14 protein-coding genes and 1 tRNA gene are annotated in these 15,600 nt (G+C 46.0%); 2 read left to right on the top strand and 13 right to left on the bottom strand.

The genetic code is table 11. The features are described 5' to 3' along the window. Positions 1-9: 9 nt before the first annotated feature. From AC9UH7_RS00870 to AC9UH7_RS00810, 13 genes are all read right to left on the bottom strand, one after another. Entirely contained in the window at positions 10-2,061 is a 2,052-nt protein-coding gene (locus AC9UH7_RS00870; RefSeq protein ID WP_509593819.1) for a ComEC/Rec2 family competence protein, read from the bottom strand. Positions 2,062-2,231: 170 nt separating this feature from the next. Then, on the bottom strand, positions 2,232-2,840 hold the full coding sequence (locus tag AC9UH7_RS00865) for a ComEA family DNA-binding protein (RefSeq protein WP_509593816.1): 609 nt from the start codon (positions 2,838-2,840) through the stop codon (positions 2,232-2,234). A gap of 46 nt (positions 2,841-2,886) precedes the next feature. Then, complete coding sequence (leuS, locus tag AC9UH7_RS00860; protein ID WP_509593813.1) at positions 2,887-5,376, bottom strand: leucine--tRNA ligase; 2,490 nt, start codon at positions 5,374-5,376, stop codon at positions 2,887-2,889. Positions 5,377-5,379: 3 nt separating this feature from the next. Further along, positions 5,380-5,452 (bottom strand) — tRNA-Ala (locus tag AC9UH7_RS00855). 46 nt (positions 5,453-5,498) lie between these two features. After that, positions 5,499-6,149, bottom strand: coding sequence for a histidine phosphatase family protein (locus AC9UH7_RS00850; RefSeq protein WP_509593810.1), 651 nt, complete (start codon positions 6,147-6,149; stop codon positions 5,499-5,501). Next, a complete protein-coding gene (gene rsfS, locus AC9UH7_RS00845) occupies positions 6,139-6,516 on the bottom strand; it encodes a ribosome silencing factor (protein WP_509568019.1) in 378 nt (125 codons plus the stop codon). Before rsfS ends, AC9UH7_RS00850 begins: the two co-directional genes overlap by 11 nt. After that, entirely contained in the window at positions 6,506-7,054 is a 549-nt protein-coding gene (gene nadD / locus AC9UH7_RS00840) for a nicotinate (nicotinamide) nucleotide adenylyltransferase (RefSeq protein WP_509593807.1), read from the bottom strand. The genes rsfS and nadD overlap by 11 nt, the downstream gene beginning before the upstream one ends. A gap of 1 nt (position 7,055) precedes the next feature. Beyond that, positions 7,056-7,178, bottom strand: coding sequence for a hypothetical protein (locus AC9UH7_RS00835; protein WP_509593804.1), 123 nt, complete (start codon positions 7,176-7,178; stop codon positions 7,056-7,058). A gap of 28 nt (positions 7,179-7,206) precedes the next feature. Then, on the bottom strand, positions 7,207-9,228 hold the full coding sequence (gene ligA / locus AC9UH7_RS00830) for an NAD-dependent DNA ligase LigA (protein ID WP_509593801.1): 2,022 nt from the start codon (positions 9,226-9,228) through the stop codon (positions 7,207-7,209). Then, on the bottom strand, positions 9,225-10,298 hold the full coding sequence (mnmA, locus tag AC9UH7_RS00825; protein ID WP_509593798.1) for a tRNA 2-thiouridine(34) synthase MnmA: 1,074 nt from the start codon (positions 10,296-10,298) through the stop codon (positions 9,225-9,227). Before mnmA ends, ligA begins: the two co-directional genes overlap by 4 nt. Continuing rightward, the gene (locus AC9UH7_RS00820) at positions 10,295-11,434 is read right to left on the bottom strand and encodes a cysteine desulfurase family protein (protein WP_509593796.1); all 1,140 of its coding nucleotides are present in this window, start codon (positions 11,432-11,434) and stop codon (positions 10,295-10,297) included. The genes mnmA and AC9UH7_RS00820 overlap by 4 nt, the downstream gene beginning before the upstream one ends. Positions 11,435-11,444: 10 nt before the next feature. After that, positions 11,445-12,398 (bottom strand): electron transfer flavoprotein subunit alpha/FixB family protein, encoded by a 954-nt coding sequence (locus AC9UH7_RS00815; RefSeq protein WP_509593793.1) that lies wholly within the window; start codon positions 12,396-12,398, stop codon positions 11,445-11,447. Continuing rightward, positions 12,395-13,180, bottom strand: a complete 786-nt coding sequence (locus tag AC9UH7_RS00810) for an electron transfer flavoprotein subunit beta/FixA family protein (RefSeq protein ID WP_509593790.1) — start codon at positions 13,178-13,180, stop codon at positions 12,395-12,397. Before AC9UH7_RS00810 ends, AC9UH7_RS00815 begins: the two co-directional genes overlap by 4 nt. Before the next feature lie 121 nt (positions 13,181-13,301). Here AC9UH7_RS00810 and AC9UH7_RS00805 point away from each other — a divergent pair, with 121 nt between their 5' ends. Both AC9UH7_RS00805 and AC9UH7_RS00800 read left to right on the top strand, forming a co-directional pair. Next, positions 13,302-14,441, top strand: a complete 1,140-nt coding sequence (locus AC9UH7_RS00805; protein ID WP_509593787.1) for a glycosyltransferase family 4 protein — start codon at positions 13,302-13,304, stop codon at positions 14,439-14,441. Then, the gene (locus AC9UH7_RS00800) at positions 14,438-15,598 is read left to right on the top strand and encodes a glycosyltransferase (protein WP_509593784.1); all 1,161 of its coding nucleotides are present in this window, start codon (positions 14,438-14,440) and stop codon (positions 15,596-15,598) included. The genes AC9UH7_RS00805 and AC9UH7_RS00800 overlap by 4 nt, the downstream gene beginning before the upstream one ends. The last annotated feature ends 2 nt before the right edge of the window (positions 15,599-15,600 follow it).

The raw sequence follows: 15,600 nt of genomic DNA, 5'->3' as shown, positions 1-15,600 counted from the left end.
TGATCCCCTTCAGCTCCAATAAAACAATCTGATCTTTGCCTTGCTTTTTCTTACCCGCAGATGATGCTGCTTAGCCGTTATTGCTACCGCGCCATCTTCATCTGTCCGAAGAACCTGTGTGCCAAGTCTAGTCAAATAATCAATAGTTTCTGGAGCGGGGTGACCATAAGAGTTTTTGGCACCAACGCTTATGACCGCTATTTGGGCTGATAAAGCGCTCATCAACTCTTCCTTTTGGTATTTGGATCCGTGATGACACACCTTATATATGTCCACCTCCCGCACAGATCCAAGGATTTCACTTTGTGCTGGGGGTTCTAGATCACCTGCCGTAAAAAGACTCCAATCTGCAGATGTCACAAGCATCGCGATACTGGAGTTATTGATCAGTGAGCCATCACCTGGCATGGATTGGAAATTCTTAGTGACATTCTCAGGCCACAACACTTCAAACTGAATCCCTGCAATTTGTGAAACAAAACCTTTTTGAACTGTAACAATTTTACTTTCTTGCAGGAGCTTTAAAGCGTGAGTGCTCTCCAACAGCGGTTCTAGATTGGTACTGATCCAGACTTGCCCGACATGTCTAGATTGTAAAAGCCCCGAGAGGCCACCAACATGGTCTGCATGAAAGTGAGACAAGATCAGAAGCGGGATCTCTTTAATACCTAAATTTCGAAGACACTTATCTTCTGCAACAGGGTCCGGCCCAACATCAATAACTATTGCTTGACCCCCCTGCAGGTTTATCACCATTGAATCGCCTTGGCCCACGTCACAGTTTGCAATCTGCCAATCCCCTGCTGGCCAGCGCTGTATCCAGGTTAAAGAAAGTATTACCACCACGATAACCGCTGTGATTTGTCTCCAATGTTTCTTGAATAACCAAATCAAAGCTACCAAAACTGCAACTATCAAAAATCCAATTGTCCCGTTGTGAATCGTCAGCACAGGAAATCCGGCGCTCCAATGAGCAATCGCAACAATCGCACCTGCCGGAAACCTGATGATGTAAATCAAAAAGGCAGTAATCAATGGAGCAAAGGGAGAGACCAAGGCTGCTATAAAACCCACAATAGTTATCGGAGCCACAAATGGTGCTGCAAGCAGATTTGCAAAAATGCTCATAGGCGATAAATAGCCAGATAGAGCAACCAGGATAGGTGCACAAAAAACCATGGCTGCAATAGGCGGTGCTAAAGCACCAGCCAACATCTTGTGGGTTGGCAGGTGTTTTTCAATAAGCGGTGCGAATAAGAGCAAACCTGCTGTCGCCAGCACTGATAGTGCAAATCCGGCATCACGTGATTGCCAGGGATCTCCCAGTACAACTGCTGCTATCGCAAACCCTAAAGCGGGCAGAGCATCTGTTTTGCGTTTAGTGACATGAGCAGAGAGTAGAACCGCCGCCATTGCCGCTGCGCGCAAGACAGAGGGAGATGGTCTAACTAAAGCAATAAAGCAGGCCAGTGCAACAGCAGTTGCTATCACCCGATAACTTGTGCGCCGAATCAAGAACTGCATGCACCACAAAACAAAACTAGAAACTATTGCAAAGTTGGCACCACTTACAGCAACTAAATGTGTTAATCCCGATCGTTTCATTTGATCTTTAAATTGTGCTGTTTGTTTAGATGTGTCTCCAAGAACCATTCCAGGTATGAGTGAACCGGCATCACCACTACCAGAGTGGGTTCGCAATCCCGTCCTTATTGCACCCAGGGCGGCCGCCCACCGTGAAGGAGGAGTGATTTCGATAAAATCTTTATCAACTAGCAGTAAGGCTGCAACCCGTGATTCCTTTGTCCGCACCACTCGTGCGATCGCTCTAATTGTCTGATCAGGAAGAAATTCAACTCTTTGTTTTGAAATGATTCGAACTGGGGCCCGCAAGGTGCTATGCCTGTTATCGAATTCAAAAGACAGTAATCTCGCCGTGAAGGTGTAATTACCTGAGCTGGTTTGATTTGGATCTGTCACCACTTGAGCAGTGAATTCAATTTGCGAGTCAAAGTGGCGTGTTACCACTGAATTTTCTAGAGATGCTTGCCGAAGAGACATTGCCGTAGCCCCCACAAGAATTGCAACGATAAAAACTATAAATCGACCTCTTCGAAATCCAAATGGAATCAATAGCAACGAGACGATGCAAACTCGCCAAGGAGACACCGCACTTTGCAATAAAGCGCCTGACCACAAAGCAGTACCTAGGGCTAGTGCCCTGTAATCAATTAAATCCTGACTTTTGCTTTGATTTGCGCGAATTTTGCTGCACCAATTCCGCTCACTTTTTGAAGATCATCAATACTCAGGAAGGAACCATTGATTTTTCGGTAGTCAACGATTCGCTGTGCAATGACGGGGCCAATGCCATCTAAGGCATCTAACTGATGTGCCGTGGCTCTATTGATATTGATCGGTCCAGCGCGTGCCGTTTTAGAAACACGGACCCCTGCACTATTAACAACGGTTGAGTCAACATAAATTTGCTCGCCATCGGTCAATACACGAGCCAAATTAATTGTGCTCAAGTCCGCACCCGGTGCACTATCTCCAGCTGCCTTGATTGCATCGATAACTCTTGACTTGCCCGTTAATGTATAAACACCTGGATTGTTTACCGCCCCAGTAACATCAACAAAGATTTCAGGTTCTGCAATTGTGATTGGAACTATGCTGATCGGTGGACTCTCTTGATTATTGCCACGAGCAACTATGAATACAGAAAGAACAATAAGAACGACGCTGACTCCAAGTAAAGCCCGCTTTTGAATCTGAGAGTAGTGAAGATCAAACCACCAATTACTCAGGGATTCATAGGCATTGCGCAACTGTTCCATTGCCGCATTGTCATTTGCGAGCCAGGGTCTCTAAAGCGCTATCGATTTAATTGTTGATAACGATATTTACAAGCTTTGGAGCCCGCGTGATCACCTTATTGATGCTCGCACCTGCCAACGCCTCTACAACACTTGGCAAGGCAAGGGCTGCTGCCTCAAGTTCGGCATCTGTAATCGTTGGTGAAATATCAATACGATCTTTGATCTTTCCATTAATTTGGATAACAGCGGTAACGGCATCAGCAACAAGTAACTTTTCATCAACTGCTGGCCATCCCGCAAGTGCAACGCAAGGCTTATGGCCCAAGCGTTCCCACATTTCTTCGGCTGTAAATGGAGCAACAAGTGAGACCATAATTGCAATTGCTTCCACCGCTTCGCGAACAGCAGGATCTGCAGCCCCACATCCAGAATCTATGGCTTTACGTGTTGCATTTACAAGCTCCATCACACGTGCAACCGCAACGTTAAATCGGAAGGATTCAACGGCAAATGATGCATCATGCAAAGCTTTGTGAGTGGCTTTGCGCAACCCAAGATCACCACTGCTGAAATCAACACCAGGCTCACTTGTGACATCACCAGAGAGTCTCCAAGCGCGGGTTAAGAACTTTACTGAGCCAGATGGTGAAACATCTGACCAATCAACGTCATCTTCTGGTGGTCCAGCAAAAACCATCGATAAACGAATTGCATCAACTCCATGGTTTTCAAGCTCATCGGAAAGTCGTACTAAGTTGCCTCGGCTCTTAGACATCGCAGAGCCATCCATAACAACCATGCCTTGATTAAGAAGTCGAGTAAATGGTTCATTGAAATCAACCATTCCCATGTCATTTAATACTTTTGTGAAGAAGCGGCTGTAGAGAAGATGCAGGATCGCGTGGGTTACACCACCAACATATTGATCGACCGGCAACCAAGTATCGACATCCTTCTTGGAAAATGGTTCATTGGCATTTGTTGGGTCTGCATAACGTAGGTAGTACCAAGAAGAATCAACAAATGTATCCATCGTGTCTGTATCGCGCTTGGCATCAGCAGAACACTTAGGACACTTAACATTTACCCAATCAGTTGCAGCACCAAGTGGTGAAGTTCCCTTTGGCTTTAAATCTAATCCCTCTGCATCCGGCAAGGTCAATGGCAGTTGGTCAGCAGGTACTGGAACCTCACCGCATGCAGGGCAGTGAATTATTGGAATTGGTGTGCCCCAGTAACGCTGACGAGAAACAAGCCAATCACGCAAGCGATAATTACGTGCTGCAGCACCATTTCCGTCTGCTTCCAGCTTCTTGTTAATTGCAGCGATTGCTTCTGCCTTGCTCAAACCATTCAAAATATCTGAGTTAACAAGCTTTCCATCACCACTTGTAGCAACTCCTGAAGCATTTGGATCTTCTTCACCAGTTTGAACAACTACCCGAACAGGCAACTTCATGGCTCGTGCAAAATCAAGATCTCGCTGATCATGTGCTGGAACAGCCATAATTGCGCCAGTTCCATAATCAGCTAACACGTAATCGCTAGCCCAGATAGGTAGTTTTTCACCATTAACTGGATTAATTGCATATCGATTTAAGAAAACACCGCTTTTAGGGCGATCTGTTGCAAGTCGATCGATATCACTTGCAGCTTTTATTGTCTCTAAATACTGTGCGAACTCTGCTTCAACGCCAGTGCCCTGAACAAGTTCTGCAGCTAACTCACTGTCTACTGCAACCACCATAAATGTTGCACCAAACAAAGTATCAGGGCGGGTTGTGTAAATTGTGATTGGCTCGTTGCGACCCTCAATTGCAAAATTAACATTTGCTCCAGTAGATCTACCGATCCAATTACGTTGCATCGTCAAAACTTTGTCAGGCCACTTGCCTTCCAACTGCTCCATGTCATCGAGCAAACGATCTGCATAATCTGTAATCTTGAAATACCACTGATTCAATTTCTTCTTTGTAACAGTTGAGTCACATCGCTCACACAAACCAGCAACAACCTGCTCATTTGCTAAAACAGTTTGGCAGCCTGGACACCAGTTAACTGCTGAGTCTTTGCGATATGCCAAGCCGCGCTCATAAAACTTTAAGAACAACCACTGATTCCACTTGTAATACTCAGGGTCACATGTGTTGAAGACGCGATCCCAATCAAATGAGCAGGCATAGCGACGCATAGAAGCTTTTTGAACTTCAATGTTTTCATAAGTCCAGATACGAGGATCTGAATTTCGTTTAATCGCAGCATTTTCTGCTGGCAATCCGAATGCATCCCAACCAATTGGGTGCATAACGTTGAAACCTTTTTGCGCCCAGTAGCGAGCAATTACATCGCCGAGCGCGTACGCCTCTGCGTGACCCATATGCAGATCACCTGATGGATAAGGAAACATATCCAATACATATTTTTTCTCGCGTGTGTCATCTGCGCGGCCAGACTTAAAAGGTTGCAGTTGATCCCAAACAGGCAGCCACTTTTCTTGCACGTAGGCAAAGTCATATGCCGCGTGCTCGCGCTCGTCATTCACGTTGTTATTCATATGTGGAGCTAAGGGGATTTGAACCCCTGACCCCCTGCATGCCATGCAGGTGCGCTACCAGCTGCGCTATAGCCCCGATTTTCGTGCAAGTGCAGACCTTACCGCATCGCACCCCATAGGACTTATGCCGAAGCCCCGCCACTTTCTTCACCATAGACAGGTTCTGGAATAGAACCGGCATTATGTTCAACCAAACTCCATTGGCGGGGATTGCGTTCCAGGATTGACCACGATGCATTTGAAAGCCCTCCGATCACACCCCAGTGCGACATTGGAAGCTGAAGTAATGATCCGAGAATGCATCTGGCTGTTCCACCATGAGTTGTAACAATTAGAACTTGATCCGTTTTCTCACCAAGTGCTTTCTTGATGGCACGAATTGCGCGTTCTGCAACCTCGCTTCGGCGCTCTCCTGTGGTGCCCGCTGGATTATCTTCGCCATCAATCCAACGAATAAAATTGTCGAAATCTTCTGCGCGATTTTCTGCGCCAGTTTTACCTTCCCATAAACCGCCATCTGTTTCACGCAAGTCTGGATCTATATCAACTGTCAATCCAGTTAAGTCGGCAAGTTCTTGTGCAGTACTTCGAGCACGTCCTAAATCACTTGAAATAATTGCTGTTGGATTCATTCCTGCAAGAATCTGCGCAGCATGCTTTGCTTGAAAAACTCCAACTTCATTAAGGTCAATATCTGAATGTCCTTGGAATCGGTTAACGACATTCCAATCAGTTTGGCCATGTCGCCATAAAACAACTCTGTTAGCGGCCATTTACTGCTGCCTCTTTCACAGCCTCCAACTCGATTGTTGGACAGTCATTCCATAAACGATCAAGCATGTAGTACTTACGAAGTTCTGCGCTTTGAACATGCACAACTAAATCTGAATAATCAAGAAGAATCCATTCAGCACCATGTTCACGACGAATTGGCTTGTCCCCTGCAGCAGCGAGTTTGCGCTCAACCTCATCTGCAATGGAATCTACCTGAGCTTCGTTTTGTCCTGTCACGATTAGGAAGACTTCGCTGAGAACCAATTGATCAGAAAGGTCTAGCGCAACTACATCTACTGCAATCTTGTCGATTGCCGCATGTGCTGCAATTTGGGTGATCTCATGGGTTCTTTTGCTAATTGTCATAGAGGTTATTCTCCCGTATAAATGCAGCTACCGATGACGAAACATCTGCGCTCAATCCATCTCGAATAGAGGTTGCTGCAACATCTAGGGCACCAATATCGATGCCGCTTCCTTCAAATCCGGGTCGACCGATCACCACAAATTCCACCATTTCGCGCAGCTCATCAATGCGATGCCACTGATCTAATTTGTCTGCAGCATCCTGCCCAATAACTAGAACAAGAGTGTCTTCAGGATAGTTTTGGGCAGCCGCCTCAACTGTGTCGATGGCATAACTTGGTCCAGTTCTTAAAACTTCAATCGGATTGACCTGAACTTTACTGGCAACATCTGCTGGTAAATCTGAAACTGCCAATTGACACATCGCTCTTCGCTGTTGCGCAGAAGCCCTTGGTGCATGAGTGCGTAGTAGAGGTTCTCCAGCAGGAACTACTAAAAGTTGATCAACAATTTTCTTTTCAATGAGTTGGGTAATTACATGCAAATGACCTAAGTGAATCGGGTCAAAAGTTCCTCCGTATATACCTACTCGGGACAAATTAGTCTCTGTCTAGGCGAAGTACTAAATAAAGAAGAACTACAAAAACTACAAAGGTAAAGACGCCAAAATATAATGGTGATGCTGGAAGTTCTCGGTGCATCTCTTCTGCAAGATTAATCATGGCCAAATAATACTACTTACCGACACAATTACCTGCCTGCGAGAAGATCTTTGAACTTGGCTTCATCGATGACTGGCACGCCTAATTCTTGTGCTTTAGCTAACTTTGACCCGGGATCTGAACCCACCAAGACATAATCAGTTTTCTTTGAAACAGCAGAAGCTGCTTTTCCGCCATGGGCGGCAATTGTTTCTGAAATCCCATCGCGGCTAAAAGATTCCAGCCCGCCTGTAACAACAAATGTTAATCCTGCCAAAGTCTGAGGCAATATTTGCGTGGGTTCGTTAATCATTCGCACTCCGGCGGCGCTCCACTTTTTGATGATCTCTTGATGCCAATCAACTGCAAACCATTCCACAATTGAATCGGCAATAATCTGCCCAACACCATCAACGTCGGCAAGTTCTTCAGCTGTTGCTTGGGAAATCGCTTCAATAGAACCTAGCGCTGATGACAATCCTTGAGCAGCGGTCGGTCCAACATGTCTAATAGATAGTGCAACTAAAGTTCGCCAAAGCGGCCTGCTCTTAGCTTCATTTAGAGCAGCAAGAAGCTTTTCAACATTGGCAGCTGGGGTTCCATCCTTCTTTGTGAAAAATTCTGATGTCACAAGCTTTTCTGCAGTTAAATCAAAAAGATCTGACTCATCGGTAATTACTTTGGACTCAAGAAGTGCAACTGCTGCTTCATAACCCAAGACATCAATATCTAAGGCGGCCCTAGAACCAATGTAGTAAATACGTTCGCGTAACTGGGCGGGACAACTTCGAGTGTTTGGGCAGCGAATGTCCACATCACCTTGGCTCATAGCGCGCAATTCAGCGCCGCATTCAGGACATTGGGTTGGCATGACAAATGCTTTTTCTTTTCCAGTGCGTTTATCTAGGACAGGACCCAGAACTTCTGGAATCACATCACCAGCTTTTCTAATGACAACTGTGTCACCAATCAATACACCTTTTCGAAGTATCTCTTCCGCGTTATGCAAAGTCGCATTGGTAACCGTTGAACCGGCAACCTTTACGGGCTCCATAAATGCAAATGGTGTAACTCGACCAGTGCGACCAACGCTTACTTTGATATCAAGGAGCTTTGTCGTCACTTCCTCAGGTGGGTATTTATACGCGATTGCCCACTTGGGTGCCCGAGAAGTGAAACCCAGCTGCTGTTGCTGTGAAAGGTCATCGACTTTAATCACCACGCCATCTATTTCATGTTCCACATCGTGGCGATGGTCTGAATAGTACTGAATGAATTTTTCAACTTCTTTCCGGGTGCCACACACCTTAAATCGATCACTGGTCGGCAGACCTAGCTTCTTCAATTCACCATAAGCCCCACTTTGGGAATCAAAGCTGATCCCTTCCTTAGCGCCAACTCCATGAACAACAATTGATAAAGGTCGCGCTGCCGTAACTCGTGGATCTTTTTGTCTAAGCGATCCAGCTGCACCATTTCGGGGATTGGCAAATAATTGCTTTCCAGATTCTTCCAATGAATCGTTGAGTTCATTGAATGCAGCGATAGGAAAGAAAACCTCACCGCGAATCTCAATTAGAGTTGGGATCTGATCTCCAGCCAGAGTGTGTGGAAGATTTTTGATGGTCTTAACATTAAGTGTTACATCTTCCCCGGTAACACCATTGCCTCTAGTTAGACCACGAACCAACTGGCCATTTTCGTAGGTGAGATTAATGGCTAATCCATCTACTTTTACCTCACACAAATAATTTGGTGACGATACCTCTTTTTCAACTCGATCAAACCACGTTGATAACTCTTGTAAATCAAAGACGTTATCTAGGCTCATCATCTTTTCGATGTGATCGCGTTGTTCAAATTGTGTAGAAAAACCACCACCAACGTGCTGGGTTGGTGAATCTACTTCACGAAGTTCAGGATTCTTCTCCTCTAACTCCTGCAGCTGGCGTAATAATTCATCAAATTGGGCATCAGAAATTGTTGGTTGATCTAAAACATAGTACTTAAATTGATGATCTCTGATCTCATTAATCAACTCTGTGATTGCATGGCGAGCATTGTTACTCATTGCGTCTCGCAGATTGTTGCTGATCCCACGACACGATCACCGTCATAAATAACCATTGCTTGGCCCGTTGCTAGCCCAAGTAAAGGCTCATCTAATTGAGCAATAAGTAATGTTCCATCAAAGAAATAGGTGCATGGCAGCGCTGCGCCATGAGCACGCACTTGCACAAAGCCTCTTTGTTCTTGGGTTGTCACGGCTGGTCCGCACCACACAGGACGCTCTCCGCGCATAGTTGAAATCGCTAAATCTTCACGGGCACCAACAACCACCGTATTTGTTACTGGCTCAATCTTTAACACAAAGCGTGGGGATCCATCAGAGGTTGGGACTGTGAGACCTAATCCTTTTCGTTGTCCGATTGTGTAGGTGTAGGCACCTTTGTGTTCACCTATCTTTTTTCCGTCTTGATCAACGATCGGTCCAACTTCACTGCCGAGGCGATCGCGCAACCAGCCCGCGTTATCTCCTGATGGCACGAAACAAATGTCATGGCTATCTGGTTTTTGTGCGACAGCCAATCCACGCCTTTCCGCTTCAAGTCGAATATCAACCTTGGTCGTATCCCCCAAAGGAAATATTGCGCCTTGGATTTGCTCGATGGTTAACACAGATAAAACATAAGATTGATCTTTCGAGTGATCGACTGCGCGATGGAGTGTTTTTCCTTTTTCACTAATTTCTGTTCTTGCGTAATGGCCTGTGACGACACCATCAAATCCCATCGCTCGTGCGCGATCTAGAACTGCGGCAAATTTAATTTTTTCATTGCAACGCAAGCATGGATTAGGAGTTCTTCCGGCTGCATACTCGGCTAGGAAATCTTCAACGACTCCATCATGAAACTCTTCGGCCATATCCCAAATGTAAAAAGGAATACCGATGACATCTGCTGCGCGACGCGCATCATGTGAATCTTCGATTGTGCAACAACCTCTGGCACCTGAACGATACTTCTGCGGATTAGCAGCAAGTGCCAAGTGAACGCCGATTACTTCATGGCCAGCTTCAACTGCGCGAGCAGCAGCTACTGCCGAATCAACCCCACCGCTCATTGCTGCAATTAGCTTCATTTATTTGCCGCCCGTCCTCGACTAATTACATCGGGCAATACTGACAAAACGAAATCGACATCTTCCTGCGTGGATGTGGCCCCAAAAGAGAAGCGAAGTGATGATTGGGCGGTTTCTTCTGTGTGACCCATTGAAAGAAGCACATGACTTGCCTCATGCACACCTGCGCTGCAGGCAGATCCTGTGGAGGCAGACACATGAGCGCTATCTAGCAGCAATAACAAGGTATCGCTTTGAGTACCAGGAAAGGTCACATTGACGATTCCTGGCAAGCGATCACTTTTTTCACCATTTATATACGCACCTGCAATCATTTGCTTAACACCAGAGATAAATGCATCTCTTATCCCGCGCACTTTATTCGCGTCATAAGAATCGCTCGCTGCCGCCGCAAAGGCAACAATGCTGGGGGCATTTAAGGTCCCGCTACGAATCTCTCGCTCTTGTCCTCCGCCATGTAGCAGTGCCGGAATTTCATATGCTCTCCGCAAAATAAGTGCACCCACTCCAAGTGGCCCACCAATTTTGTGAGCGCTAAGTGTCAAAGCTGTAACACCAAGGTTTTTATATGACACTGGAGTTTTTGTAAAACTTTGCACAGCATCTGTATGAACAGGAATATCTCCCGCAATTCTGACTACCTCTTGCAAAGGTTGCAGTACTCCAGTTTCGTTATTGGAGTGCATTATTGAAATGACAGCAATTTCGTCGCCACGTTCCGTGACAAGTTTTTGCAGAAACGCTAAATCAATAACTCCATCGGTGGTAACTGGAACAGCTACAACTTCTGCGCCTTCGTGCGTATGCAGCCAGTGCGCAGGATCCAAAATTGCATGATGTTCAATTGAAGAAATAACAACCAGATTCTTGCCATTTCTCTTGCCGTTCCAAAATAAACCTTTGAGAGCAATATTATTTGCTTCTGTTCCAGATGCGGTGAAGATAACTTCCGAGGCTAGACAATCAACCTTTTTCGCAATTGCTTCTCTGGCATCTTCTAAGCTCTTGCGCGTTGCACGCCCATGCGTGTGAAGACTTGATGGATTTCCAAGTTGTTGTAACTGCTCAGACATAGCCGAGAAAGCGGCAGGCGACATGGGAGTCGTTGCGGCATGGTCTAGGTAAATCGAAGGCACGGGCCTAAGTCTATGACTTGTGGGCTTTGATGCCTTCCGTTGCCTTTGGCAGCACAGCAAACAAATCGCCAACGACGCCAAAATCTGCAATTTCAAAGAGCGGGGCTTCAGGATCCTTGTTGACGACAACAATCGTTTTACTGGTCTGCATACCTGCTCGGTGTTGGATGGCACCTGAAATTCCATTTGCAACGTATAGCTGCGGACTAACAGTTTTGCCTGTTTGGCCAACTTGGTAGGAGTGCGGATACCAACCTGCATCAGTTGCCGCGCGAGATGCACCAACTGCAGCTCCTAGAACATCAGCAAAGTTTTCTACCGCACTGAAATCACCATTTGTGCCACGGCCACCTGAGACAACGATGTTTGCTTCAGTTAATTCTGGGCGACCACCCTGGACAGGAGGTTGTGACGATGTAACCGTTGCTTTCTTCGAAGCATCTGCCACAGCAAATGAAAGTGTTTCAACACTCGGTGTTGCTTGGGTTGTATTTGCATCAATTGAATTTGGGCGCACAGTAATGATTGGCGTGCCATGTGAAACCTTTGAATGCACTGTAGTCGAGCCACCAAATACTAATTGTGTTGCGGTGATATCTGCTGAAACATCCACCGCATCAGTGATGATTCCAGATCCGCTCTTAACCGCTGTGCGTGCTGCAACCTCTTTGCCGAACGCATGAGATGCGATCAGAACTGCAGCCGGTGACTGTGCTGCAATAACTTGAGCTAAGACATCAGCAACTGCTGCAACACCATTGGCTGCAAAAGCATCAGATTCAACAACGATGATTTTGGCAATAGGGCCACGATTTATTGCTGCTGCAAAAGTAGAACCTTGACCAGTAGGTGCTAGAACTACAGCTGTTACTTCGCCAATACGCGCCCCAGCTGTTGCTAATTCAGCGTTTGTCTTTGTCGCTTTTGCGCCAACAAAGTCAGCCAAAATCAATACATTGCTCATATCAACTTCTTTTCTGCTAGGTAGGCAACCAGTTGTTGGCCAGCGGTTCCATCATCTGTGACTTTAATTCCTGCAGCACGTGCTGGACGCGGTGTTGCATCTGCAACTAATGACCACGCACCTTCTGCTGAAACTCCCACAGCTGCTAAATCTCTAGTTTCAATTGTTTTTTTCTTCGCTGCCATGATTCCCTTAAATGATGGATAACGTGGCTCATTAATTTTTTCTACAACAGAAATAACACAAGGGAACTGTGCATGCATCTCATCAACGCCAGCTTCTGTTACTCGTGTTATTGAAACCTTGCCTGCTGCAGGATCAACTTCCACTTTAGAGGCAAATGTAAGTTGAGCTGCGTTTAAGCGCTCAGCCAACATCGCAGGCACAACACTCATACGTGCATCAGTAGACTCTGTTCCGCAAATAACTAAATCAAAGCCGCCCTTTTCAATTACTGCAGCTAAGACCGCTGATGTTGCGAGCGCATCTGCACCTGCCAGCTTGGGATCAGTAACCAAGATCGCATCATTTACTCCCATAGATAAAGCTTTGCGAACTGCTTCAGTTGCGCGTTCTGGTCCCATTGAAATTACTGTGATGGTGTTGCTGCCACCCTCTTCATTTCCACCATGTGCTTCTGCGATACGCAGTGCTTCTTCAACTGCATACTCATCAAGATCGTTGAGAACTGCATCAACATTTTCTCGATCGAGAATTCCATTAACCATTTTCTTTTCAGCCCAAGAGTCTGGGACCTGCTTTACGCACACGGCAATCTTCATGGGACAAATGTTACTGGTCAGTAACTCTTTCGGCTAGCCAAGCGGCAGATTTCACGTGGGGTTTGCCGACTCGTAACCTCAACTTCGACTTGAAGCCTGAGAACTACCTCAATCTATGGCCATGAGCAAGAAGTTACGCGTGGTCATCGTGACTGAATCCTTTCTCCCCCAAATTAATGGTGTCACCAACTCTGTTCTTCGCGTTCTTGAGTACCTACGGAGCCAGGGTCATGAAGCCTTAGTGATCGCCCCTGAAAGTGCCGGTGGAGTCAGTGAGTATGCAGGCTTTCGAGTAAAGCGCGTTCCAAGTATTGAAATGAAGGGAATGCTTCCAGTTGGTTTTCCTCAAAAAAGCTTAGAACCATTAATTGATGGATTCTCACCTGATGTCATTCACTTAGCCTCCCCCTTCTTTTTAGGAAATTACGCAGCCAGGGTTGCAGAGAAGTTACAGATTCCTACTCTGTCTATTTATCAAACCGATGTCGCAGGTTTTGCTCGTCACTATGGTTTAACAATTGCCCATGACTCCCTCAAGAAGTGGGTTGCCAGAATTCACACACGCACAACTAGAACTCTTGCTCCTTCTAATTGGTCTTGCGAGGATCTCAAGAGTTCAGGTGTGGACAACGTGCACCTGTGGCAACGCGGCGTAGATGCCGTGAAATTTTCTCCTGAAAAGCGTGACATCAATTTGCGTTGCGAACTACTAGGAGATCGTCCAGATAGAAAACTTGTGGGCTATGTCGGTCGCTTAGCAAATGAAAAGCGCATTGATGATTTAGCTGTGCTTGATAGGCGCGATGACATTCAACTTGTAATCGTTGGTGACGGTCCAGCTCGAATCCGACTTGAGCGCGAACTGCCTAACGCTAAATTCGTTGGCTACCAAGGCGGGGAAGATCTTACGCGTTATTACGCATCGCTAGACATTTTTGTGCACACAGGTAAGCATGAAACTTTCTGTCAATCAATCCAAGAGGCTCTGGCATCGGGTGTCCCTGTTATTGCACCAAATTCTGGAGGTCCTACAGATTTAGTCAAGCATGGATGGACCGGATTCTTGATTGACACCTCTAACTCTTACTCACTTAATCACAGTGTTAATCAAATTCTGAACTCTTCTGAACATAGATTAATGAGTCAGCGGGCCAGAGAATCAGTAGCTCATCGCACCTGGGAGCTAGTAAATAGTCAACTCGTTTCACACTACAAGGACTTGGCGTTGAGCCAAGCACAGCAGAATGAGAGAGTCGCATGAAAATTGTTCACATCGCTAATTTTTATGGACCAAAATCTGGTGGAATTAGAACAACACTGCACGAGCTTGGATCTGGCTACATCGCCCGCGGTCACGAATTTTCATACATAGTTCCCGGCAACGGTTTCTTTTGTGAAGAAACACTTCACGGAAAGAAAATTACTGTCCCATCAATAGTTCTGCCCTTTAGCGGTGGATATCGAATCATTCGAAATAATCGTGACATCAAGAAGTTGCTGATTACCCTCAAGCCTGATGCCTTGGAAGTCTCTGACCGTTTCACATTATCCAAAGTGGGCCTCTGGGCAAAGACCAGAGGCATCCACACAGTGGTGTTTAGCCATGAAACACTCTCTGGTCTTGTGAAATCCTTTTTCAAGGTTGAATTGAAGTGGTTCGTAAATTGGCACAACACGAGACTGGCATCTCGTTTCCACAACGTGATTGCCACTACCGAGTTTGCTTCCCGAGAATTCCGCGAGATTAAGATAAATAATCTCACTCATATTCCTTTAGGCGTTGACCTGCAAAACTTCTCCCCCTATCAAAGAAATGAAGCCTTAAGAACAGAACTCCTAAAGGGCGCAGATGTGTTGCTCTTGCACTGTGGGCGTATGTCAAAAGAAAAGAATCCACAAAACTCAATTTTGGCATTAAAAGAGTTGCTGGCCGCAGGAGTTAATGCACGACTAATTTTTGTTGGAATGGGCCCGATGTTTAAGAACTTGAAAGCGATCTCTAAAGATCTGCCGGTGACATTCATGGGATATATCGTTGATCGAAAAATGCTGGCAGAGATCATTTCAAGTGCTGATGTTTCAATTGCTCCAGGACCAATCGAAACTTTTTGTCTAGCTGCCCTCGAATCACTTGCCTCTGGAACGCCGGTAGTTGCATCCTCCACAAGTGCCGTTGGTGAGTTCCTACTCCTAGATTCAAATGAGCCTGTTGGGGCCGTTGCTCAGAACAATCCAAAATCTTTTGCAGAAGCTATTCAAAAAGTTCTTTCATACCGGGCCGCAGATAGGGCCATGCCTATTCGTTGCCAACATCAGGCAGAGAACTACCCATGGAGCTCAACTTTGATGATGATGCTTCGCTTGCATGGCGCAGGCCGCGAAGTGACTGTGAATCAAAAAAGGCTAAGGGCTGCCTAATC

The sequence above is a fragment of the Candidatus Planktophila sp. genome (assembly GCF_044348745.1).
In the GTDB taxonomy this organism is placed as follows: domain Bacteria; phylum Actinomycetota; class Actinomycetes; order Nanopelagicales; family Nanopelagicaceae; genus Planktophila.
This window is presented reverse-complemented; position numbering and strand designations above follow the sequence as displayed.

Bases quoted from the DNA above. Each gene is read 5' to 3' on its own strand.
- AC9UH7_RS00870 (WP_509593819.1), bottom strand. From the start codon at position 2,061: ATGTCTCTTCGGCAAGCATCTCTAGAAAATTCAGTGGTAACACGCCAC.
- AC9UH7_RS00865 (WP_509593816.1), bottom strand. From the start codon at position 2,840: ATGGAACAGTTGCGCAATGCCTATGAATCCCTGAGTAATTGGTGGTTT.
- leuS (WP_509593813.1), bottom strand. From the start codon at position 5,376: ATGAATAACAACGTGAATGACGAGCGCGAGCACGCGGCATATGACTTT.
- AC9UH7_RS00850 (WP_509593810.1), bottom strand. From the start codon at position 6,149: ATGGCCGCTAACAGAGTTGTTTTATGGCGACATGGCCAAACTGATTGG.
- rsfS (WP_509568019.1), bottom strand. From the start codon at position 6,516: ATGACAATTAGCAAAAGAACCCATGAGATCACCCAAATTGCAGCACAT.
- AC9UH7_RS00835 (WP_509593804.1), bottom strand. From the start codon at position 7,178: ATGATTAATCTTGCAGAAGAGATGCACCGAGAACTTCCAGCATCACCA.
- ligA (WP_509593801.1), bottom strand. From the start codon at position 9,228: ATGAGTAACAATGCTCGCCATGCAATCACAGAGTTGATTAATGAGATC.
- mnmA (WP_509593798.1), bottom strand. From the start codon at position 10,298: ATGAAGCTAATTGCAGCAATGAGCGGTGGGGTTGATTCGGCAGTAGCT.
- AC9UH7_RS00815 (WP_509593793.1), bottom strand. From the start codon at position 12,398: ATGAGCAATGTATTGATTTTGGCTGACTTTGTTGGCGCAAAAGCGACA.
- AC9UH7_RS00810 (WP_509593790.1), bottom strand. From the start codon at position 13,180: ATGAAGATTGCCGTGTGCGTAAAGCAGGTCCCAGACTCTTGGGCTGAA.
- AC9UH7_RS00805 (WP_509593787.1), top strand. From the start codon at position 13,302: ATGAGCAAGAAGTTACGCGTGGTCATCGTGACTGAATCCTTTCTCCCC.
- AC9UH7_RS00800 (WP_509593784.1), top strand. From the start codon at position 14,438: ATGAAAATTGTTCACATCGCTAATTTTTATGGACCAAAATCTGGTGGA.